General features: G+C 63.8%; 18 protein-coding genes and 2 riboswitches. Of the genes, 16 read left to right on the forward strand and 2 right to left on the reverse strand.

The features are described from left to right. Positions 1-86 precede the first annotated feature (86 nt). The 4 genes from JOE66_RS06770 to JOE66_RS17805 all read left to right on the forward strand — a co-directional run bounded on the left by JOE66_RS06770 (position 87) and on the right by JOE66_RS17805 (position 2,835). A complete protein-coding gene (locus tag JOE66_RS06770) occupies positions 87-1,682 on the forward strand; it encodes an ABC-F family ATP-binding cassette domain-containing protein (protein WP_205107923.1) in 1,596 nt (531 codons plus the stop codon). 64 nt (positions 1,683-1,746) lie between these two features. Next, a complete protein-coding gene (locus JOE66_RS06775; protein WP_205107925.1) occupies positions 1,747-2,109 on the forward strand; it encodes a VOC family protein in 363 nt (120 codons plus the stop codon). A 153-nt stretch (positions 2,110-2,262) separates the two neighbouring features. Next, positions 2,263-2,457 carry a type II toxin-antitoxin system VapB family antitoxin gene (locus tag JOE66_RS06780; protein ID WP_205107927.1) on the forward strand — a complete coding sequence of 65 codons (195 nt, stop codon included), beginning with the start codon at positions 2,263-2,265 and terminating at the stop codon, positions 2,455-2,457. 12 nt (positions 2,458-2,469) lie between these two features. Continuing rightward, positions 2,470-2,835 carry a PIN domain-containing protein gene (locus tag JOE66_RS17805; protein ID WP_205107928.1) on the forward strand — a complete coding sequence of 122 codons (366 nt, stop codon included), beginning with the start codon at positions 2,470-2,472 and terminating at the stop codon, positions 2,833-2,835. Between the two features lie 30 nt (positions 2,836-2,865). On the opposite strand, the gene JOE66_RS06790 is transcribed toward JOE66_RS17805, so the two are convergent. Beyond that, the gene (locus tag JOE66_RS06790) at positions 2,866-3,462 is read right to left on the reverse strand and encodes a TetR family transcriptional regulator (protein WP_205107930.1); all 597 of its coding nucleotides are present in this window, start codon (positions 3,460-3,462) and stop codon (positions 2,866-2,868) included. A gap of 139 nt (positions 3,463-3,601) precedes the next feature. Here JOE66_RS06790 and JOE66_RS06795 point away from each other — a divergent pair, with 139 nt between their 5' ends. The 7 genes from JOE66_RS06795 to JOE66_RS06825 all read left to right on the forward strand — a co-directional run bounded on the left by JOE66_RS06795 (position 3,602) and on the right by JOE66_RS06825 (position 12,123). Continuing rightward, complete coding sequence (locus JOE66_RS06795; RefSeq protein WP_205107932.1) at positions 3,602-4,306, forward strand: type 1 glutamine amidotransferase domain-containing protein; 705 nt, start codon at positions 3,602-3,604, stop codon at positions 4,304-4,306. 41 nt (positions 4,307-4,347) lie between these two features. Continuing rightward, complete coding sequence (locus JOE66_RS06800; RefSeq protein ID WP_205107934.1) at positions 4,348-5,376, forward strand: NADP-dependent oxidoreductase; 1,029 nt, start codon at positions 4,348-4,350, stop codon at positions 5,374-5,376. Between the two features lie 120 nt (positions 5,377-5,496). Then, a complete protein-coding gene (locus JOE66_RS06805; protein WP_205107936.1) occupies positions 5,497-6,306 on the forward strand; it encodes a copper resistance CopC family protein in 810 nt (269 codons plus the stop codon). Positions 6,307-6,413: 107 nt separating this feature from the next. Continuing rightward, positions 6,414-6,509: riboswitch (glycine riboswitch) on the forward strand. A 1-nt stretch (position 6,510) separates the two neighbouring features. Beyond that, positions 6,511-6,662, forward strand: a riboswitch (glycine riboswitch). A gap of 86 nt (positions 6,663-6,748) precedes the next feature. After that, positions 6,749-7,975: a glycine cleavage system aminomethyltransferase GcvT gene (gene gcvT, locus JOE66_RS06810; protein WP_205107938.1), complete on the forward strand. Its 1,227-nt coding sequence runs from the start codon at positions 6,749-6,751 to the stop codon at positions 7,973-7,975. A 2-nt stretch (positions 7,976-7,977) separates the two neighbouring features. Next, a complete protein-coding gene (gcvH, locus tag JOE66_RS06815; protein WP_205107940.1) occupies positions 7,978-8,382 on the forward strand; it encodes a glycine cleavage system protein GcvH in 405 nt (134 codons plus the stop codon). Beyond that, positions 8,382-11,258, forward strand: coding sequence for an aminomethyl-transferring glycine dehydrogenase (gcvP, locus tag JOE66_RS06820; protein WP_205107942.1), 2,877 nt, complete (start codon positions 8,382-8,384; stop codon positions 11,256-11,258). The genes gcvH and gcvP overlap by 1 nt, the downstream gene beginning before the upstream one ends. Before the next feature lie 70 nt (positions 11,259-11,328). Further along, positions 11,329-12,123 (forward strand): pentapeptide repeat-containing protein, encoded by a 795-nt coding sequence (locus JOE66_RS06825; RefSeq protein WP_205107943.1) that lies wholly within the window; start codon positions 11,329-11,331, stop codon positions 12,121-12,123. A gap of 59 nt (positions 12,124-12,182) precedes the next feature. On the opposite strand, the gene JOE66_RS06830 is transcribed toward JOE66_RS06825, so the two are convergent. Further along, on the reverse strand, positions 12,183-12,989 hold the full coding sequence (locus JOE66_RS06830) for a CPBP family intramembrane glutamic endopeptidase (RefSeq protein WP_205107945.1): 807 nt from the start codon (positions 12,987-12,989) through the stop codon (positions 12,183-12,185). Between the two features lie 275 nt (positions 12,990-13,264). Between JOE66_RS06830 and JOE66_RS06835 the strand changes: the two genes are divergently transcribed. The 5 genes from JOE66_RS06835 to typA all read left to right on the forward strand — a co-directional run bounded on the left by JOE66_RS06835 (position 13,265) and on the right by typA (position 20,763). Further along, positions 13,265-14,881, forward strand: a complete 1,617-nt coding sequence (locus JOE66_RS06835) for a peptide ABC transporter substrate-binding protein (RefSeq protein ID WP_205107947.1) — start codon at positions 13,265-13,267, stop codon at positions 14,879-14,881. Between the two features lie 180 nt (positions 14,882-15,061). Further along, the gene (locus tag JOE66_RS06840; protein ID WP_205107949.1) at positions 15,062-15,991 is read left to right on the forward strand and encodes an ABC transporter permease; all 930 of its coding nucleotides are present in this window, start codon (positions 15,062-15,064) and stop codon (positions 15,989-15,991) included. Then, entirely contained in the window at positions 15,981-16,967 is a 987-nt protein-coding gene (locus JOE66_RS06845; RefSeq protein ID WP_205107951.1) for an ABC transporter permease, read from the forward strand. The genes JOE66_RS06840 and JOE66_RS06845 overlap by 11 nt, the downstream gene beginning before the upstream one ends. After that, a complete protein-coding gene (locus JOE66_RS06850; RefSeq protein ID WP_205107954.1) occupies positions 16,964-18,706 on the forward strand; it encodes a dipeptide ABC transporter ATP-binding protein in 1,743 nt (580 codons plus the stop codon). Before JOE66_RS06845 ends, JOE66_RS06850 begins: the two co-directional genes overlap by 4 nt. Before the next feature lie 143 nt (positions 18,707-18,849). Further along, positions 18,850-20,763: a translational GTPase TypA gene (gene typA / locus JOE66_RS06855; protein ID WP_205107956.1), complete on the forward strand. Its 1,914-nt coding sequence runs from the start codon at positions 18,850-18,852 to the stop codon at positions 20,761-20,763. Positions 20,764-20,877: the final 114 nt, after the last annotated feature.

The raw sequence follows: 20,877 nt of genomic DNA on the forward strand, positions 1-20,877 counted from the left end.
GGCGGCGTGGGCACGCGAACCAGAGCGCATCCGCGTATCCTGACGGAGGCCGTTTTCGCGCCGCACACCCCACAGATCGGCGGCCCATGAGTCTCGTACGGCTGAACGACGTCAGCGTGAGCTTCGAGCGCACACCCGTGCTCCGCGAGGCATTCTTCCGCCTCGAACCGCGCGACAGGGTCGGGATGATCGGGCGCAACGGTTCGGGTAAGTCGACGCTCCTCAAGCTCATCCTCGAGCAGGTGTCTCCTGACTCCGGTACCGTCACGCTGGAACCGGGCCTGAGACTCGGTTACTTCTCCCAGTTCTCGGAACTCGATGGCGAGCAGTCGATCACGGAGGTTCTCGAGGGCCTCTTCACGGGCATCCATGACATCGAGGCGGAGCTTGCCGATATCGATGCCGCAGTCGCACTCGACTCGTCGGCGAGCCCGGCGCTCGACGCGCTCATCGAACGCCAGGCAGCGCTCTTCGAGGAGATGGAGCGACTGGATGGCTGGGACTACCAGCGACACATCGACACGGCTCTCTCGACGCTGGGTTTCGATGAGGCGCACCGAAGCTGCCCCATCGACGACCTCTCTGGCGGCTGGCGCAACCGGGCTGCGCTGGCGAAGATCGTGCTCGAGAAGCCCGACGTGCTGCTGCTCGACGAGCCCACGAACTTTCTCGACGTGGCCGGGGTTGAGTGGCTCGAAAGTTGGTTCCGCGACTTCCGCGGCGCGGCCATCGTCGTCTCGCACGATCGAACGTTCCTCGACTCGGTCGTCACCCGCATCATCGAGCTTGAGAACTTCCACCTGCACGAGTACCCGGGCAACTTCGACGAGTACGTCATCCAGAAGCAATTCAGGCTGAAGACTCTCGAGCAGCAGTTCGTGCACGAGTCGGAACTGCTCGCATTCGAGTCAGAGGGTATCTCCGACCGGCGGGAGGCCGCGAAGAACGCCAGCCGCAGCCTCGGCAAGCAGCTCTCGACCATCAAGAAGGCCCGTACGCCCCGGCCCGTCGACCAGATTATCACCGAGATCTACGGCGGTCTGCACGTGAAAGACGTGCTGTGCCGGGTCGAGTCGCTCAACAAGTCCTACGGCGACAAGGTGCTCTTCGACGGCCTCACGCTCGAGATCCGCCGCGGCAACCGCATCGTCGTGCTGGGCTCCAACGGCAGCGGCAAGAGTACCCTGCTGCGCGTGCTCATCGGCGAAGAGCGTGCCGATGCGGGAACGGTCGACTGGCCCAAGGGCGTGGCCGTCGTCTCTTACAACCGGATGCTCGCCGAACTCGACGACACCGACACCGTCACCCATGCAGTCAATGCATTGCCCGACAGCCTCGCGCTCACCGCCACGCGAAAGTCGGTCGGCCGCTTCCTGTCGATGTTCCAGTTCTCGGAGGCCGACCTCAAGCAGCGCATCGGAAGCCTCTCCGGTGGCCAGCGCGCCCGAGTCGCCATGGCCCAGTGCCTTCTCTCGGGTGCATCAGTTCTGCTGCTCGACGAGCCGACGAACCACCTCGACCTCGCAAGCACCCAGGTGATGGAGCGCGCGATCCAGCACTTTCCGGGCGCCGTCGTCGTGGTCAGCCACGACCGGTTCTTCACCGAGAAGATCGCGAACCGCTACCTGGTGTTCGGGTCTGACGCGGCTGCTCCGGGCGAGATCGACCTGCGCGTAGCGTGACCATCGACGACACGGCCGAGTCGAGCGCGTGACTGTTGTCGGGGGTCTGGCGTAGCGTTTTCCCATGACACTTTCATGGGAAGAACTGATCGTCGACTGCCGAGACTTTTCGTCGCTGTCGAAGTGGTGGGCTGAAGCGCTGGGCTGGGAGGTCGTCGATGAAGACGAAGACGGGGTCGAGCTGCAGAACCCCGACGGTTCGAAGCCGACGCTGCTGTTCCTGAACGTTCCCGAGCAGAAGTCGGTCAAGAACCGCCTGCACCTCGACTTCGTGCCCGACGACCAGGCTGCAGAGGTCGGGCGTCTCGTCGGGCTGGGCGCAACCCGGCTCGACATCGGCCAGGGTGAGCAAAGCTGGGTCGTTCTCGCCGACCCGGAGGGCAACGAATTCTGCGTCCTCTCCGCCCGTCTAACGACCGCTCGTTAGACGACCGCTCGTTAGACGACCGCTCGTTAGACGACCGCCAGTGAGACGACCGCCCGTTAGATGACCGCCCGTTAGATGACCGCGCGTTAGAAGACCGCGTACGCATAGAATTCGGCATCATTTGGTTGCATAATTGATGCAGGAGGCCGACTCATGAGAACGACAATCACGCTCGACGATGATCTGCTAGACAGGGCCAGACGATTGACCGGTACGACGGAGAAGTCCCTGCTCGTGCGGGAGGGGCTTGAAGCGCTCATCGAGCGCGAGAGTGCGCGCAGGCTGGCGCTTCTCGGGGGCAGCGACCCCGAGGCGACTCCGGGACGGCGTGACCGGTCCGCTCCCTGAAGTCGTCTCGTCGTGATTCTCGTAGACACCTCCATCTGGATCGACCATCTGCATCGCCCGCAGGAACAGCTTCTGCATCTGTTGCGTCGCACTGCCGTTGTGCAGCACCCAATGATTGTCGGTGAGCTTGCTCTGGGTACGATTCGCAATCGAGATACCTTCCTGGGCTTGCTCCGGAATCTTCCGCTGAGTGCGTGCGCTGAGCACGATGAGGTCCTTGACTTTGTGGAGAGATTCTCCCTGCACGGCAAGGGGTTGAGTCTGGTCGACGTGCATCTGCTTGCCTCTGTCGCCCTGACTCCGGGAGCCTCGCTGTGGACGCGGGACAAGCGTCTGAACCGGGCCGCAGAGGAGCTCCGGGTCGATTTCAGGGAGTGATTCCAGCACCATCAGCGGCCAGCAGTACCGCTAGCGGGGCCGCACCAGCTGCGCGGCGGCGCGTTCGACGTCGGCGCGGCGTGCCGCGGGGTCGTCGCCTCCGTCTGTGATGGCGTGGATCTCGGCCGGGGCCATCAGCCACGAGGTGGCGGTGCTCAGCAGCAGCCCGAGCAGGATGGCCGGGTTCCAGTCGGGGTCGGCGAGCCCCAGCGCCTGTGCTTGACGGATCACGTCGAGCTTGTGCTGGTAGGTCTCCGTGCGACGGGCCGAGACGTCGTCAGGGTGCCCGGAGTCGTGGATCCACGCCCACACGGCGACGCGCTGCGAACGCGGATGCTCGGCGAAATAGTCGTGCAAACGAACGGTGTAGCCCACGAGGTCGGTGTCGATCGGAACGACGGTCGACAGGTCATCCAGAGCCTGCTGCATGACCTGGTCGAACAGCTGGTCCTTGTCGCCGAACCAGGCGTAGATGCGTTCCTTGCTGGCGCGCGCGAGCTCGGCGATCCGGTTGATTCGGGCGCCGGCGACGCCGTACTCCGTGAACTCCGCAGCAGCGGCGAGAAGAACACGCTCTCGGGTGTCGCGACCACGAAGCTGTTCACGGCGTGTTGAGAGTTCGCTCATCGGGGTGCCCGCGCCTCCGTGTAATCGGTGTGAATCGAACTATTTGGTTTGACAAGATCTTAGCTCTCTTCTAAAATCAAACCAAGTGGTTCGTTTATTTCGACGGCCACGCATTCGTGATCAAGCTGGAGGCACCTTCATGACTTCTGTACTCATCGTTCTCTCTGCGTCCGATCACTGGACGCTTTCAACCGGCGACAAATACCCCACAGGTGTCTGGGCCGAAGAACTGGTTGAGCCCCACAGGCTCTTCACTGAAGCCCGTTACGACATCACCATTGCCACCCCGGGCGGCGTCGCCCCCACGTTCGACCAGAACAGCCTGAGCGTGCGCGGCGTGGGCAGCGAGGAGCGGGTGACTGAACTTCAGGCGTACCTCGACTCGATCTCCACCGAGCTGAAGTCGCCGGTGCCGCTCACCGACGTCACCGTGGCTGACTTCGACGTCGTGTTCTACCCCGGCGGCCACGGCCCGATGGAAGATCTCTCTGTTGATGCCGATTCCGGTCGCATCCTGACGGAGGCGCTGGCGTCCGGTCGCCCCCTCGGTGTGCTCTGCCACGCACCTGCCGCCCTGTTCGCGGCAGTCGCGGCCGATGGCTCGTGGCCCTTCACGGGCTACCGGATGACCGGCTTCTCTGACGCCGAAGAAGAACTGAACGGCCTGGCAGAGGTGGCCCCGTGGCTCGTCGAGACCAGGCTCGTGTCGAACGGGGCGATCTACTCGAAGGCAGCGGAACCGTTCGGCTCGCACGTCGTCGTCGACCGCAATCTCTACACCGGGCAGAATCCCGCGTCGTCTGCTGCAGCAGCAGAGCAGATCATCGCGGCACTCGGAAAATAACGACCATCCCGTCGATCCCCATCACGTCAAGGAGCCTTCGCATGTCTTATGAAACCAGTACCTCTCCAGCCCACAGCACACAGTGGAACCTGGTTTCCCGCCCGAGCGGCGAGCCCACCTCTGCAAACGTCGAGAAAGTGACGATCGAGTTGCCCGCGTTGGCAGAGGGCGAGGTTCGCGTCGCAAACAAGTTCCTCTCGGTCGACCCCTACATGCGGGGCCGCATGAACGAAGGCCGCTCCTACGTGCCGCCGTTTCCGCTCGGCGAAGCGATGACGGGTGCCGCTGTGGGCCACGTCGTCGAATCGCGCACCGAGGCCCTCGCGGTCGGCGACACAGTGCAACACCAGTTCGGCTGGCGCGACGTGGCCCAGGGCCCGGCGTCGGCATTTCGCCCGGCACCGCGCATTCCCGGCGTGCCGCTTTCGCTCTACCTGAGTGTTCTCGGGATCACGGGCATCACGGCGTGGGTCGGTCTCACGCAGATTGCGAAGATCCGTGAGGGCGACGTCGTCTTCGTCTCGGGGGCGGCCGGCGGGGTCGGCACGATGGTCGGGCAGATCGCCCGACTGAAGGGTGCCTCTCGCGTCATCGGCAGCGCGGGCTCCCCGGAGAAGGTGGCTCTGCTCACCGAGAAGTACGGGTTCGATGCAGCGTTCAACTACAAGGACGGCGACGTCATCGGCCAGCTGGAGAAGGCCGCCCCCGACGGTGTCGACGTGTATTTCGACAACGTGGGTGGCGAGCACCTCGAGGCGGCCCTGAATTCGATGAACGACGGCGGTCGCATTGCCGTGTGCGGCGCGATCTCCGCCTACAACTCCTCCGGTGAGGAGAAGGGTGTGCGGTTCCTGGGCAACATCGTGACCCGAGGGCTGACCATCACGGGCTTCACCATGACGAACTACGGTCACTTCGCCCCGCAATTCGCTGTCGACATGACGACGTGGCTCACCGAGGGCAGGATCGTCTTCGACGAGACGATCGTCAATGGCATCGATCACGCCTTCGACGCCTTCACCGGAATGATGCGCGGCGACAACATCGGCAAGATGATCGTGAAGGTCTAGGGCGGCGCGTCACTCCAGCCTGTGGCGCGCTCGGACGGTCACGCGCGTCGTAGCCGCCAGTCACCTGAGCATCTGGGGCAGCGCGTTCGGCCCAAGCGGAGCGACGGTTATCGTTGGGGAGTGCGAACTTCTTCCCCTGCTTCCCGGCGTCGGCTCGCACTCGGATTCCTGACCGGTCTCGTTTTCGCCGCTGTCGCCATCGGAGCAGGCTCCGCGCCGCTGGCCCTGGCCCACGATGTTCTCGAGACGTCGTCCCCCTCCGCGGGAGAGATCGTCTCGAAGCACCTCGACACCGTTGTGCTGACCTTCAGTGACGAGCTTCTCACCCTCGACTCGTCGCTCGGTGGTTTCGCGGTGCAGGTGACCGATGCCGACGGCGACCACCACGAATCCGGCTGTGTGGTCGTTGCCGGCAGCGTTGTGTCGACGGGCGTTGCCCTCGGCGAAGCGGGGGAGTACACGGTTGCGTGGCAGGTGGCGTCCTCTGACGGGCATCCGGTCTCTGGGTCGTACACCTTCACCTGGCAGCCCAGCAGCGTCACCGTAGCGGCGCCAGGATTCCCGTCAGCGCCCGAGTGCGATGACGCGTGGTCGGGTGAGCCCTCGACGACCGAACCCACTCTCGCCCAGGCGGCTACACCGGAACCAATGTCATCGCAGTCACCGGCATCCTCCGGCTCCGGTTCGACTGATTCACCTGCAGCCACTCCAGAGCCGACCATGACCGTTCTCGGCGTCGCCCAGGCGGACTCGAGCAGTCAGTCGAATGTTGCGCTGCCACTGGCGATCGTGCTGGGTATCGGTGGCCTCAGCGCGCTCTCGGCGGTTCTCGTGTTCGCCATGCGTCGACGCCGAGTCGATGCCGGAGTTGACGCTCCCGGCGACACGCGAGGCGATACGACACACGGCAACGGCGACAACAGGTCGTAGGTTCTCCTCGCGGCTGGCCGCTAAACTGGCCGCAGCACCATTTGTCGTCGAGGCGTTGTCTCAATATTTCGCATCTGAATGCTTCACAACTGAATACTGCCGGCCATTAGGTCGACGCGGGAGAGCCGGGCACCAGTCGTGCCGGGCACCGAAGGAGCAATTCTCTCCGATAATCTCTCAGGTCCGTGTACCGCGTCGAACTGGCCACTCTGAAAAGAAGCTCTCACCCTGTTGCGGCTCCGCTGTTGAAAACGCAGCACCTCAAACGGCGCGGGAGCTCGCCCACGGTGAAAATCAGCTCCCTCCTTACCCAGGGCACTGGTGAAACTCTCAGGCACCATGACAGAGGGGGAGTGTCTGCGGGGTTCATCCGAGCCCCGTGACCTCTTTGCCTGAGCGCGCAGAAGCGTCGCAGGCGCACAGGAAATGAACAGGAGAACTCATGACCGAAGCCCCCGTTGGTGTCGAAAATCCCGCTCGTGACGAAGGCCCTGCTCGTGACGAAGGCCCCGAGCCCGTCTTCTCGCCGCTCAATGCCGTTCACCTCGCTGCCGGTGCCTCGTTCACCGACTTCGCCGGCTGGCAGATGCCGGTGCGCTACACCAGCGACCTCGCCGAACACCGTGCCGTGAGAACCGCAGCGGGCATCTTCGATCTCTCGCACATGGCAGAGATCAGTGTCGCCGGGCCCGATGCTGCAGCTTTTCTCGACTTCGCTCTCGCCGGGTTGCTCTCAGCGACCGCTGTCGGGCAGGCGAAGTACAGCCTGCTGCTCGATCACGACGGCGGGATCATAGACGATGTCGTCGCCTACCGCACGGGCGAAACGGAATTCCTCGTGGTCGCCAACGCCGGCAACCACGCTGTTGCGGTCGGCGCCCTGCTCAAACGAGCCGCGGGCTTCGATGTCCTGGTCAGCGACGTGAGCGACCAACTTGCGCTCATCGCCGTGCAGGGCCCTGCCGCGCGCGAGATCGTGAAGGCCACGGCGGGCATCGAATTCGATGCAGACACGGTGGATGATCATCCGCTCGATTCCCTGAAGTACTACTGGTGTCGCCCAGCCCGCTACGCGAACAAGCCGCTGCTCGTCGCACGAACCGGTTACACCGGCGAAGACGGGTTCGAACTCTACGTCGACGTGGCCAGCGCCGAAGCGCTCTGGAACGCCGTCGTAGAGGCGGGCGTGCCCCTCGGCCTCGTGCCCGCCGGGCTTGCCGCTCGCGACACCCTGCGCCTGGAGGCGGGCATGCCGCTCTACGGTCACGAACTGGGCCGGGCAACCAGGCCAGCGCAGGCCGGCCTGGGGCGCGTGGTCAACTTCGCCAAAGAGGACTTCGTCGGCCGTGCAGCTCTCGAAGCGATCAGTGAGTCCGCCGACCAGGGAGCCGGCGAGATGGATCCTGCTCGAGTCCTGGTCGGCCTCCGGGGTGCTGGCAAGCGCGCCGCCCGCGCCGACTATGAACTCTTCGAAACAACGGAATCGACCACTCCCATCGGTGTGATCACGAGCGGTGTGCTCTCGCCCACGCTCGGGTTTCCCGTTGCCATGGCCTACCTCGACCCGCAGTTCTCTGCGCAGGGCACTGAGCTCTCGGTCGATGTGCGAGGCACCCGATTGCCGCTCACCGTAACCGCTCTGCCCTTCTACCGCCGAAAGAGAGACTGATCATGACCGACTACTCGGACCTCAAATTCACCGCCGAGCACGAATGGGTGCGTCTGGATGCTGCGGCAGACGGCGTCTCAACCAGAGCCACCATCGGCATCACCGCGTACGCGGCCGAGAAGCTCGGCGATGTCGTGTACGTCGACCTGCCCGACGAGGGTTCTGCCATCGCCGATGGAGCTGTCGTCGGCGAGATCGAGTCGACCAAGTCGGTCGGGGAGCTCTTCGCCCCCCTGACGGGTGTGGTGCTGGAGAAGAACTCCGCCGTGGAGGAATCTCCGGAGCTCGTGAACAGTGACCCCTTCGGAGAGGGCTGGCTGATCCGGGTGGAGTTCACCGAACTGCCTGAGCTGCTGAGCTACGCCGACTACCAGGCACTGACCGGCGACGATGGAGCCTCTGCCTGATGAGCCTTCCTTTTCTCGATCGCCACATCGGTACGACCGCTTCGGCCCAGGCGCACATGCTCGACCTGCTCGGGTATGAGTCAGTCACCCGCCTGGTCGAAGCCGCAGTGCCGACGTCGATCCACGCGGCTGATGTGGGCGAACAGTCGGTCATCCCTTTGCCCGCGTCTGAACGTGAGACGATCGCCGAACTTCGCGCACTTGCCTCGCTGAACACCGTCAACCGATCGATGATCGGGCTCGGGTATTACGACACGATCACTCCGGCCGTGATCAAGCGCAATGTCTTTGAGAACCCGAGCTGGTACACCGCCTACACGCCGTACCAGCCTGAGATCTCGCAGGGTCGGCTCGAAGCGCTCATCAACTTCCAGACGGTGGTCTCCGAACTCACCGGGCTCCAGACCTCCAACGCCTCGATGCTCGACGAAGGCACGGCCGTGGTCGAGAGCATGCTCCTCGCGCGCCGCGCCAGCAAGTCGACATCGCGGGTCTTCATCGTCGATGCAGACTCGTTTCCGCAGACCAAGGCGTTGCTGGCGTCGCGGGCCGATGCCGTGGGTATCGAACTCGTCGAGATCGAATTGGCGACGGCAGAGCCATCCGGGCTGCCAGAGGCGTTCGGGCTCTTCGTGCAGTACCCGGGTGCCTCCGGTCGCATCTTCAACCCTGCCGCGCTCATCGAACACGCTCACACAGGTGGTGCTCTTGCGGTGGTCGCCGCCGACCTGCTCGCCCTGACACTGCTGGCCTCGCCGGGTGAGCTCGGAGCCGATGTCGCCATCGGAACGAGCCAGCGTTTCGGTGTGCCGATGGGTTTCGGCGGTCCACATGCCGGCTACATGGCGGTTCGCAAGGGCCTGGAGCGCCAGCTGCCCGGCCGATTGGTCGGCGTCAGCGTCGACGCAGACGGAAATCGCGCCTACCGGCTCAGCCTCCAGGCGAGGGAGCAGCACATCCGCCGGGAGAAGGCGACGTCGAACATCTGCACAGCCCAGGTGCTGCTCGCCGTGATGGCGGGGATGTACGCGGTCTACCACGGCCCCGACGGGCTCCGCGCGATCGCAACCGAGGTGAACGATTCGGCGCGAAGCCTCGCGACCCGATTGCGCGCAGCAGGCTACGAACTCCTTCACGACGACTTCTTCGACACGATTCGTGTCAGGGTCGCCGGGCGGGCACACGCGATCGCGGCGACCGCGCACCAGCAGGGTTACCTGTTCGACGTCGTTGACGACGACACTCTGGGACTGTCGGTCGATGAGACCACTTCGCGGGTCGATCTGAAGGCCGTTTCGAGAATCTTCGATGCCGTTCCCCGCGGCCACGCCGAGTACACCGAGGTTGTGCCGAGTCTCCCCGCCGAACTCGAACGGACCAGCGATTTTCTCACGCACCCGGTCTTCAACTCGCATCGCTCGGAGACCAGCATGATGCGATACCTGAAGAGACTCGCCGACGATGACTACGCGCTCGACAGGGGGATGATCCCGCTCGGGTCGTGCACCATGAAGCTCAACGCCGTCACCGAGATGGAGGCCGTCAGCTGGCCAGAGTTCGCAGGGCTCCACCCGTTTGCTCCCCGAGCAGATGCCGAAGGATATCTCTCGCTCATCGACCAGCTCGAATCATGGCTGACCGAGGTGACGGGGTACGACTCGGTCTCGTTGCAGCCCAATGCCGGCAGCCAGGGCGAGCTTGCGGGACTGCTGGCTATCCGCGGTTATCACCGCTCGCGGGGTGACCTCGGTCGAACGATATGCCTCATTCCTTCGAGCGCCCACGGCACAAATGCGGCCTCTGCGGTACTCGCGGGAATGTCAGTCGTCGTCGTGGCCTGTGACGAGCTCGGCAACGTCGATCTCGACGATCTGCGCGCGAAGATCGCCAGTCATGCGGACACTCTTGCGGCCCTGATGATCACCTATCCCTCGACGCATGGTGTCTACGAACACGATGTCGTGGACATATGCCGCTCGGTGCATGAAGCCGGCGGCCAGGTCTACGTCGACGGTGCAAATCTCAATGCCGTTCTCGGATTCGCTCGCTTCGGCGAGTTCGGCGGAGATGTGTCGCACTTGAATCTGCACAAGACCTTCTGCATCCCCCACGGAGGAGGAGGGCCGGGTGTGGGGCCGGTGGCTGCGAAAGCGCACCTCGCACCGTTCCTACCCGGCCACGCCTTCGCCCAGAAGAACGAGCATCCCACGGCGGGCGGCGGCGTCGTCGAACACGGGGGCGGGGCGGTCTCGGCTGCGCCGTACGGCAGTTCGAGCATCCTGCCGATCAGCTGGGCCTACGTGCGGATGATGGGTTCAGACGGCCTGAAGAAGGCGACCGAGGCTGCGGTTCTCGCGGCCAACTACGTGGCGGCCAGGCTGCGTGATCACTTTCCGGTGCTCTACGCCGGGGAGAACGGTCTGGTCGCCCACGAGTGCATTCTCGACTTGAGGCCCCTTCGCGACGCCACCGGGATCACCGTCGACGATGTGGCCAAGAGGCTCATCGACTACGGGTTCCACGCGCCGACGATGAGTTTTCCCGTCGCCGGAACGCTCATGGTCGAACCGACCGAGAGCGAGGACCTGCCGGAGATCGACCGTTTCATCGACGCCATGATCGCCATCAAGGCCGAAGCCGACGCCGTGGCTGCAGGGGAGTGGACAGTCGACGACAACCCGCTGGTGCACGCTCCGCACACCGCGGCAGCCATCGCGACGGGCGAGTGGGCGCACGCCTATTCGCGTGAACGAGCTGTATTCCCGGTTTCAGGCCAGGCCAGGCACAAATACTGGCCACCGGTGCGCCGCATCGACCAGGCGTACGGCGACCGCAACCTGTTCTGTGCGTGCCCGCCGCCTGAAGCATTCGAGTAGGCGGGTGTCGGCTCGGTAGCAGGGTCCTGTGCTCGAAAGCGAGTCAGGCTCACTACAGTACGATCGAAAGATGAATGGTTCGACTCGCTCAGCCTGGGCGATCGGGGTGCTGGCCCTGGTCGCCTTTGCGGTGTGCGGTTTCTCGGTATTCGCCGTGCCGGCTGTCAGCGCCCAGGCGTTCACCAGCGGCTCCTGCGTCATCAACCGCAGCGTCGACGGCCCGGTTGCTGGCGGCAGCAGGTGTGCGGGCGCTGACTTGAGCGGCGAGCATCTGGCGCAGTCCGATTTCGACGGCGCCGATCTCACGGGTGCGAACCTGAAGAGTGCCGACGTGCAGGCTTCCACATTCTCTGGTGCGACCCTCACCGGCTCGGATTTCACCGGTGCAAGGGTGGTCGGTGCGGACTTCACCGGCGCCGGCATCGTGCCCGGTCATCTCGACGTCGATGCCACGGGCAGCACCGGGGCGGCCGCGTCGTTCGAACCGGCCCTTCCCACGGGTCTCTCTCTCGTCGGCTGCGGAATCGCCGGGGAGCCGGTGGCGTCTGGTGCGGTGTTTCCCCTCGGCACGACAGGGGTGCTCTGCTCGTTCGCCACCTCGCGAGCGAACGAAGTCGCAACGGCGGTGATCACCATCACCGTGGCGTCGCCGCACACCAGCGCACCGCCCGTTCCCGTCTTCACCGAGACGGCTTCGGCAGCTCCTGCCGCACCGTCGACCCGCGGGATCAGCGGTGACACGATGACGTTGCTGCTGGTGGGAGCGGCGGTGGTGGTCGGGCTCGGCATCGTGGGGTTGATCATCCGCGCGGTACTGGCTCGCCGTGCGCCCCGCAGGCGCCCACCCACTCGAGGCGTCTATTGACACGTCACTGACCCGTCACTGACCCGTCAGTGACCCGCCGGTGGCGCGCAGTGACGCGACTACTTCGTGATGCCGAACAGACCGGGAAAAGTCGACACGGCCCAGGCGTAGCCGACGAATGACGCGATGTCGAGAATCCAATGGGTGATCACCAAGGGCACCGTTCGGCCCCAGCGCGTGTAGAACCAGCCGAAGACGACGCCCATCACGACGTTGCCGATGAACGGCCCGATGCCCTGGTAGAGGTGGTAGCTGCCGCGAAGGGCTGCCGAGACCAGGATGATCGGCCAGGTGCCCCAGCCGATTCTGCGGAGTCTCTCGTAGAGAAAGCCGACGACGATCAGCTCTTCGGTGAGCGCTGCGCGCAGCGCCGACAACACGAGAACGGGAACGGTCCACCAGTAGTCACTCAGGGCATCCGGTTTCACATCGACCGTTATTCCGATCGCCCGGCCGAGGAAGTAGAAGGCGAGGCCCGGCACCGCGATCAGGAGGAGCAGGAACAGTGCTCGCCCGCTGTCTCTGAGTGGTTCGCTCCGCGTGAATCCGAGGCGGATGAACGGGTTGACGGCGGATTGCCGCAGCAGATAGAAGGCGAGCAGAACAGGAACGATTGCAAACGCTATTCCGACAAGCTGGTAGGCCAGGTCGAACCCCGAACGGTCGTTGAGGCTGTTGTTGATCGTTGCGGTCTGGGAGCCGAGCGGGGTCGACCGAGTTGACAGGTCGATGATCTGGATTATCGAGTAAACGGCTGAGGAACCGAGAGAAACGCCCAGTACCAGGGCGATCTCCCACCACCACCTGGCGCGACCGGAGAGAGGCTCTTCGTCGGCCGATTGGGCGGGTGAAGGGGCTTGATTCATGCCGCCGCTTTCTTGCGTTGAAACCTATGAATTCGCAGAGATTGTGCAAAGAGCACAACAATCCGGTGATTTTAGTTTCTAGTATGTAACTTTTTTCACACGCATTTGGTTCTTCGCTCTACCCCTTTTAGGGTACTCGGTAGTCATCGAGCGCGCCGATCACCTCAGCGTGCCCGATTTGCGAGGCTTTCACACGCGTCGTGAGCGACACATTCGATTCGAGACTTCGGCCACGAGCCGAGGTTCGAAATTCCCAGTTTGCACAGGAGGAAACCTTGAGAATCAGTCGTATTGGAGTGGGCGTCGTCGCTCTGGCAGCAGCCAGCGCGCTCGTGCTCACCGGATGCGCAAGCGGGGGCAGCAGCACGCCCACCGCGAGTGCCAACACGTCAGCGATCATCACCACGAACGGCTCAGAGCCGCAGAACCCGCTGATCCCGACCAACACCAACGAGACCGGTGGCGGCAAGATCACGGACAACATCTTCGCTGGACTCGTCTACTACGACGAGAAGGGCGCTCCGCAGAACGATGTCGCCGATTCCATCACGACGACCGACTCCACCACCTTCACGATCAAGCTCAAGCCGAACGAGAAGTTCACGAACGGTGAGGCCGTCACATCTGACTCCTTCATCAATGCCTGGCAGTACGGCGCGCTCCTCAGCAACGCGCAGCTGAACAGCTACTTCTTCGAAGACATCGAGGGCTTCAGCTACGACGCAGACTCACCCCTCACCGGTCTGAAGAAGATCGACGACACCTCCTTCACGGTCACCCTGACCGCGCCTCACTCGGACTTCCCGCTCCGCCTCGGCTACACGGCGTTCATGCCGCTGCCGAGCGTTGCGTTCACCGATCTGAAGGCATTCGGCGAGAACCCGATCGGAAACGGCCCGTACAAGCTGGCTTCGACCGGCGCCTGGCAGCACAACGTCAAGATCGACCTCGTGTCGAACCCTGACTACACGGGTGGCCGCAAGCCGCTGAACGGTGGCCTGACCATCACGTTCTACCCGACTGCTGACGCGGCGTACGCCGACCTGCAGGCGAACAACGTCGACGTGATCGACCAGATCCCCGACAGCGCGTACGCCACCTACAAGACCGACCTCGGTGACCGTGCGGTCAACCAGCCGGCCGCGATCTTCCAGTCCTTCACCATTCCGGATCGCCTGGCTCACTTCAGCGGCCAGGAAGGCCAGCTTCGTCGCCAGGCGATCTCAGAGGCGATCGACCGCGCGACCATCACCAAGGTGATCTTCGAAGACACCCGCACGCCGGCCAGTGACTTCACGTCGCCGGTCATCGACGGATGGTCGGACTCGATCTCGGGCTCAGACGTTCTGAAGTACAACGTCGACGACGCCAAGAAGCTGTGGGCAGAGGCTGACGCCATCTCACCGTGGACCGGCACCTTCCAGATCGCGTACAACGCAGACGGTGGCCACCAGGGCTGGGTCGACGCTGTCTCGAACAACCTGAAGAACAACCTCGGTATCGACGCCTCGGGCGCACCGTCACCGACGTTCAAGCAGGTTCGTACGGCCATCACCGACCGCACGATCCAGACCGCGTTCCGCACCGGATGGCAGGCCGACTACCCCGGCCTGTTCAACTTCCTCGGCCCGATCTACGCGACCAACGCCGGCTCGAACGACGGAGACTACTCGAACCCCGCGTTCGACGCGCTCCTGGCCAAGGGCTCGCAGGAGACCGACAGCGCTACAGCGAACAAGGACTACCAGGACGCCCAGACCATCCTGTTCAAGGACCTGCCCGCAATCCCGCTGTGGTACTCCAACGTGACCGGTGGCTTCAGCACCGCAGTGTCGAACGTGCACTTCGGCTGGAACTCGGTACCGCTGTACTACGAAATCACCAAGGGCTAACACCAGCCCAGACATCTGCAGGGGCGGTGGCGAGGAGCTGCCGCCCCTGCAGTGTGATTCCGACAGTTATGCCGGCCGCGGGGTTTCGAACGAGTAGCCTGTTCGAAAGCCCGTGGCCCGTCACAGTAAGGTCAACTTCTCCCTATGCGCATCCAACCCGAAGCCCAGGCCAGTTAGGCTATGGCAGGTTACATCTTCCGCCGCGTTCTGCAGGCGATACCCGTCTTTCTGGGAACGACGTTCCTCATCTACTTCATGGTCTTCGCCATGCCGGGCGACCCCATCGTCGCACTCTTCGGGGACAAGACCCCGAACCCTGCCGTCGTCGCCCAGCTCCGCGCCCAGTACCACCTCGACGATCCCTTCCTGGTCCAGTACTTCCGCTACATCGCAGGCATCTTCCAGGGCAATTTCGGCATCTCGTTCTCGGGTGAACCCGTGAGCCAGGTGCTCGCACGAACCTTCCCCGTGACTATCCGGCTGGCGATCATCGCCCTTCTCATCGAGACCATCGCCGGAATCTTCGTCGGTCTGGTCTCCGGCCTCCGCAAGGGCAAGCTCTTCGACAACTCCTCGCTGGTGATCAGTCTCATCCTGATCTCGCTGCCGATCTTCGTCATCGCCTTCGTCGCGCAGTTCGTCTTCGGGGTCCAGCTGGGCTGGGCCCGAACCACGGTCAGGCCCGATGCGCCGCTGGCCGACCTCATCCTGCCCGCGATCGTGCTGGCGAGCATCAGCTTTGCGCAGATCATCAGGCTGACCCGATCATCGGTGATCGAGACGTCGAGCCTCGATTTCGTGCGCACGGCGTACGGCAAGGGGCTCGGGCGTCGGCGCATCATCCCGGTGCACATTCTGCGCAACTCGCTGATTCCTGTCGTCACGTACCTCGCCACCGACTTCGGAGTCCTGTTGGTCGGTGCGACAGTCACCGAGGGTATCTTCAACGTTCCGGGCGTCGGCAATACGCTCTATCAGGCCATCATCAGGGGTGAGGGGCCCACGGTGGTGTCATTCGTCACCGTGATGGTGCTGATCTACCTCGTCGTCAACCTCGTCGTGGACCTGCTGTACGGCCTGCTCGACCCAAGGATCCGCTATGTCAAATAACATCATCGACACACCCGAAGCGCTCGGCTCCGACGCCCCGCGCTCGAGAGACCACTTCGTCGCCCCTCTCGAAGAGACCCCTCTGGTCGCCATCGACGTTGTCAACGTCGCCGAGAAGCCCAGCAACCTGTGGATCGACGCCTGGCGTGACGCACGCCGGCGCCCGATCTTCTGGATCTCGGGTGCGCTCATCCTGCTCGTGTGCATCGTCGCTCTGTTCCCGTGGCTCTTCACGCAAACGCCTCCCAACAACGGCTGCGATCTGCACTTCAGCAATGGCGGACCCACCGACGGGCATCCGCTCGGCTTCACGAAGCAGGGCTGCGATGTCTACTCGCGCATCATCAATGGCACCTCGACCTCACTCGCAGTGGGAATCATCGTCATCATTCTGACCACGGTGCTCGGTATCGTCTTCGGAGCATTCGCCGGTTTCTATGGTGGAGCGATCGATGCAACGCTCTCCCGCGTCGGCGATATCTTCTTCTCGATCCCCTACATCCTCGCGGCGATCGTCATCATGTCGGTGCTCGCGGAGTACCGGAGCGTGTGGACGATCTCCCTGGCGATCGGTATCTTCGCCTGGCCATCCACGGCCAGGGTGCTGAGAGCCGAGATCCTCCGAGTGAAGAACGCCGACTTCGTGATGGCGTCAGAAGCGCTCGGCGTGTCGAGGTTCCGCATCCTCTGGCGCCACGTCATGCCCAACTCGATCGCACCCGTCATCGCCATCACGACGATCTCGCTCGCTGGCGCCATTGTGGCCGAAGCGACGCTCTCGTTCCTCGGCGTTGGGCTCGGCAGCGACATCATGTCGTGGGGCAACGACATCAACCAGGCCCAGCGCGACATCCGCACCAACCCGCAGACCCTGATCTACCCCTCGATCGCCCTCTCCGTCACTGTCTTCTCGTTCATTCTCATGGGCGAGGTCATCCGGGATGCGCTCGACCCGAAAGCGAGAGCACTCCGATGAGTTCTAGCCAGGCTTCACAGACACCGGATGCCCAGGCCCCGCTGCTCGAGATCAAGAACCTGCAGGTCGGCTTCCGTACGACCGGCGGTATCGTGCCTGCGGTTCGCGGAGCGAGCCTGACCCTGCGGGCGGGCAAGACGCTCGCCATCGTGGGGGAGTCGGGGTCAGGAAAATCGACCACCGCACACGCCATCATCAACCTGCTGCCGGGCTCGGGTCTGATCACCGGCGGCGAGATCCTGTTCGAGGGACGCGACCTGACCACGTTCACCGAGCGGGAGATGGAAGACATCCGCGGCAAGCTGATCGGTTTTGTCCCCCAGGACCCGATGTCGAACCTGAACCCTGTGTGGAGCATCGGGTTCCAGGTCGAAGAGGCCATCAAGGCCAACGGCATCGCCAAAGGCCGCAAGGAGATCAAGAAGCACGCCATCACGGTGCTCAAGGAGGCGGGGCTCGCCGACGCTGACAAGCGGCTGCGGCAGTTCCCGCACCAGTTCTCCGGCGGCATGCGCCAGCGGGTACTCATCGGTATGGGGCTCTCGTCCCGGCCCAAGCTTCTCATCGCCGACGAGCCGACCTCGGCCCTCGATGTCACCGTGCAGCGCACCATTCTCGACAACCTCGAGAAGCTCACCAGGGAGACGGGCACAGCGCTCCTCTTCATCACTCACGACCTCGGGCTCGCCGCCGAACGTGCCGAGCAGCTCGTCGTTATGTACAAGGGCCAGATCGTCGAATCGGGCCCTTCGCGCGAGATCCTCGCCAACCCGATTCACCCCTACACCCAGCGCCTCGTGGCTGCAGCTCCCAGCCTCGCCTCGCGTCGCATCCAGTCGTCGGTGCACAAACTCACCGACCTGGACTACTCGGCGACCAAGGTGACAGAGGGCCTCGACCTCATCGAGACCGCAGAATCCCGTGCCGAGGCAGTGGCTGCAGCTCCGGCGAAGGCCCCTGCGATCGTGGTCGATAACCTCACCAAGGTCTACAAGATCCGCGGCAACAAGGAGCCCTTGACTGCGGTCGACGACGTCTCGTTCGCGATCGAGCGCGGCACGACGACGGCTCTGGTGGGCGAATCGGGCTCGGGGAAGTCGACCGTCGCCAAGATGCTCCTGCGGCTCGAAGACGCGACGGCCGGCAAGATCCTGATCGACGGAACCGACACCGCGCCACTCAAGGGGCGCGAACTGCTCGCGCTGCGCAGAAAGATGCAGCCTGTCTTCCAGGATCCCTACGGCTCGCTCGACCCGCTCCGCAACATCGGCAACACCATCAGTGAACCGCTGCACACCCACAGGGTCGGTGACGCACAGTCGCGCCGTGACAGGGTGCACGAGCTGCTCGACCAGGTTTCGTTGCCGCGCACCCTGTCGACCCGGTACCCGAACGAGCTCTCTGGTGGCCAGCGCCAGCGCGTCGCGATCGCACGTGCCCTGGCGCTCAAACCCGACATCGTCATTCTCGACGAGGCCGTATCGGCGCTGGATGTGCTTGTGCAGGCCCAGATCCTGCAACTGTTGTCTGACCTGCAGACCGAACTCGACCTCACGTATCTCTTCATCACGCACGACCTCGCGGTCGTGCGGGTGATCGCTGACAACGTCTGCGTCATGCAGCGCGGAAAGATCGTCGAGAAGGCCACAACGAACGAGGTGTTCGACAACCCGCGCATGGATTACACTAAAGAGTTGCTGAACGCGATCCCCGGGGCCGGAATCGCCCTCGGAGTTTAACGCCGCGTTCACAACCTGCGTGTATTCTCCTGCTGGGCGAGCCCCGGCGAAGAACACAATCCTGAGGGCGTCGCTGCCCCAACCCGTTTATTCGTCGGGCTCGCCACCAGTTTGAGTCCGCATTACATTGAGGACGATCATCCATGGCGTCAGCCACCCGCGATGACCTACGTAACGTAGCCATTGTTGCCCACGTCGACCACGGCAAGACCACGCTTGTCGACGCGATGCTCAAGCAGACCAACTCCTTCGACGCCCACTTCGAGGGCGAAGACCGCATGATGGACTCGAATGACCTGGAACGCGAAAAGGGCATCACCATCCTCGCGAAGAACACCTCGGTGCTCTACAGCGGAAAGCACGCGAATGGCAAGAACATTGTCATCAACGTGATCGACACCCCGGGCCACGCCGACTTCGGCGGTGAGGTCGAGCGCGGCCTCTCCATGGTCGACGGTGTTGTGCTGCTCGTCGACGCTTCTGAGGGCCCGCTGCCGCAGACGCGCTTCGTGCTGCGCAAGGCGCTCGAGGCGAACCTCCCGGTCATCCTGCTGGTCAACAAGACAGACCGGCCGGATGCCCGGATCGACGAGGTCATCGCCGAGAGCCAGGACCTGTTGCTCGGCCTCGCCTCTGACATGTCAGATGATCACCCCGACCTCGATCTCGATGCCGTGCTCGACGTGCCCATCGTCTATGCCTCGGGCCGTGCCGGCGCCGCGTCGAACAACAAGCCCGAGAACGGTACGCTGCCCGACAACGACGACCTCGAGCCCCTCTTCGAGGCAATCCTGAAGCACGTTCCAGCGCCCGTCTACGATGACGAGCACCCGCTGCAGGCGCACGTCACCAACCTCGACGCTTCCCCGTTCCTCGGGCGCCTCGCGCTGCTTCGCATCTTCAACGGCCACATCAAGAAGGGCCAGCAGGTCGCCTGGGTGCGCCACGATGGTTCCGTTCAGAACGTCAAGCTCACCGAACTGCTCATCACGAAGGCTCTCACCCGCTTTCCGACGGAGACGGCCGGCCCCGGTGACATCGTCGCCATCGCCGGTATCGAGGAGATCACCATCGGTGACACGATCAGTGACCCCGAAGACGTGCGCCCCCTGCCGATCATCACGGTCGACGACCCTGCCATCTCGATGACGATCGGCACGAACACGTCGCCGATGATCGGCCGCACCAAGGGCTCGAAGGTCACCGCCCGCATGGTGAAGGATCGCCTCGACCGCGAGCTGGTCGGTAACGTCTCGCTGAAGGTCGTCGACATCGGTCGCCCTGACGCGTGGGAGGTTCAGGGCCGTGGAGAACTCGCCCTCGCCATCCTCGTGGAGCAGATGCGCCGCGAAGGCTTCGAACTCACCGTCGGCAAGCCGCAGGTGGTCACCAAGCAGGTCAACGGCAAGACCCACGAACCGTTCGAGCACCTCACGGTCGACGCGCCCGAGGAATTCCTCGGCGCGATCACCCAGCTTCTCGCCTCGCGCAAGGGCATGATGGAGACCATGCAGAACCACGGCACCGGCTGGGTTCGCATGGAGTTCATCGTTCCGTCCCGTGGGCTCATCGGGTTCCGCACCGAGTTCCTCACCACGACGCGTGGTACCGGCATCGCCAACGCGATCTCGCACGGCTACGGCCCCTGGGCCGGACCGATCGTCACCCGCAACAACGGCTCGATCGTCGCAGACCGCTCGGGTGTTGTCACGCCGTTCGCCATCGTCAACCTGCAGGAGCGCATGTCGTTCTTCGTGGAACCGACGCAGGAGGTCTACGAAGGCATGGTCATCGGCGAGAACTCGCGCGCCGACGACATGGATGTGAACATCACCAAGGAGAAGCAGCTCACCAACATGCGCCAGTCGACGTCTGACACGTTCGAGCGCATGACCCCCTCGCGCAAGCTGACCCTCGAAGAGAGCCTCGAATTCGCTCGCGAAGACGAGTGCGTCGAGGTCACGCCCGAGTGGGTGCGCATCCGCAAGGTCGAGCTCTCGGCTCAGGCCCGCCAGCGCAGCGCGAGCCGCGTCAAGAGCCAGAACGCAAACGCCTAACCGGCACCTGCGCTTCCGTTCCACTCTGTGAGGCGGTTGCGACGAGTTGAGACACGTCTACGTGCCTCACTTTCGTCGCGGCCGCCTCACAGTTCATTAAGCGCCACGGCGCAG

Source organism: Subtercola frigoramans (genome assembly GCF_016907385.1).
Classification (GTDB): domain Bacteria; phylum Actinomycetota; class Actinomycetes; order Actinomycetales; family Microbacteriaceae; genus Subtercola; species Subtercola frigoramans.

Bases quoted from the DNA above. Each gene is read 5' to 3' on its own strand.
- JOE66_RS06770 (WP_205107923.1), top strand. From the start codon at position 87: ATGAGTCTCGTACGGCTGAACGACGTCAGCGTGAGCTTCGAGCGCACA.
- JOE66_RS06775 (WP_205107925.1), top strand. From the start codon at position 1,747: ATGACACTTTCATGGGAAGAACTGATCGTCGACTGCCGAGACTTTTCG.
- JOE66_RS06780 (WP_205107927.1), top strand. From the start codon at position 2,263: ATGAGAACGACAATCACGCTCGACGATGATCTGCTAGACAGGGCCAGA.
- JOE66_RS06790 (WP_205107930.1), bottom strand. From the start codon at position 3,462: ATGAGCGAACTCTCAACACGCCGTGAACAGCTTCGTGGTCGCGACACC.
- JOE66_RS06795 (WP_205107932.1), top strand. From the start codon at position 3,602: ATGACTTCTGTACTCATCGTTCTCTCTGCGTCCGATCACTGGACGCTT.
- JOE66_RS06800 (WP_205107934.1), top strand. From the start codon at position 4,348: ATGTCTTATGAAACCAGTACCTCTCCAGCCCACAGCACACAGTGGAAC.
- gcvT (WP_205107938.1), top strand. From the start codon at position 6,749: ATGACCGAAGCCCCCGTTGGTGTCGAAAATCCCGCTCGTGACGAAGGC.
- gcvH (WP_205107940.1), top strand. From the start codon at position 7,978: ATGACCGACTACTCGGACCTCAAATTCACCGCCGAGCACGAATGGGTG.
- gcvP (WP_205107942.1), top strand. From the start codon at position 8,382: ATGAGCCTTCCTTTTCTCGATCGCCACATCGGTACGACCGCTTCGGCC.
- JOE66_RS06825 (WP_205107943.1), top strand. From the start codon at position 11,329: ATGAATGGTTCGACTCGCTCAGCCTGGGCGATCGGGGTGCTGGCCCTG.
- JOE66_RS06830 (WP_205107945.1), bottom strand. From the start codon at position 12,989: ATGAATCAAGCCCCTTCACCCGCCCAATCGGCCGACGAAGAGCCTCTC.
- JOE66_RS06840 (WP_205107949.1), top strand. From the start codon at position 15,062: ATGGCAGGTTACATCTTCCGCCGCGTTCTGCAGGCGATACCCGTCTTT.
- JOE66_RS06845 (WP_205107951.1), top strand. From the start codon at position 15,981: ATGTCAAATAACATCATCGACACACCCGAAGCGCTCGGCTCCGACGCC.
- JOE66_RS06850 (WP_205107954.1), top strand. From the start codon at position 16,964: ATGAGTTCTAGCCAGGCTTCACAGACACCGGATGCCCAGGCCCCGCTG.
- typA (WP_205107956.1), top strand. From the start codon at position 18,850: ATGGCGTCAGCCACCCGCGATGACCTACGTAACGTAGCCATTGTTGCC.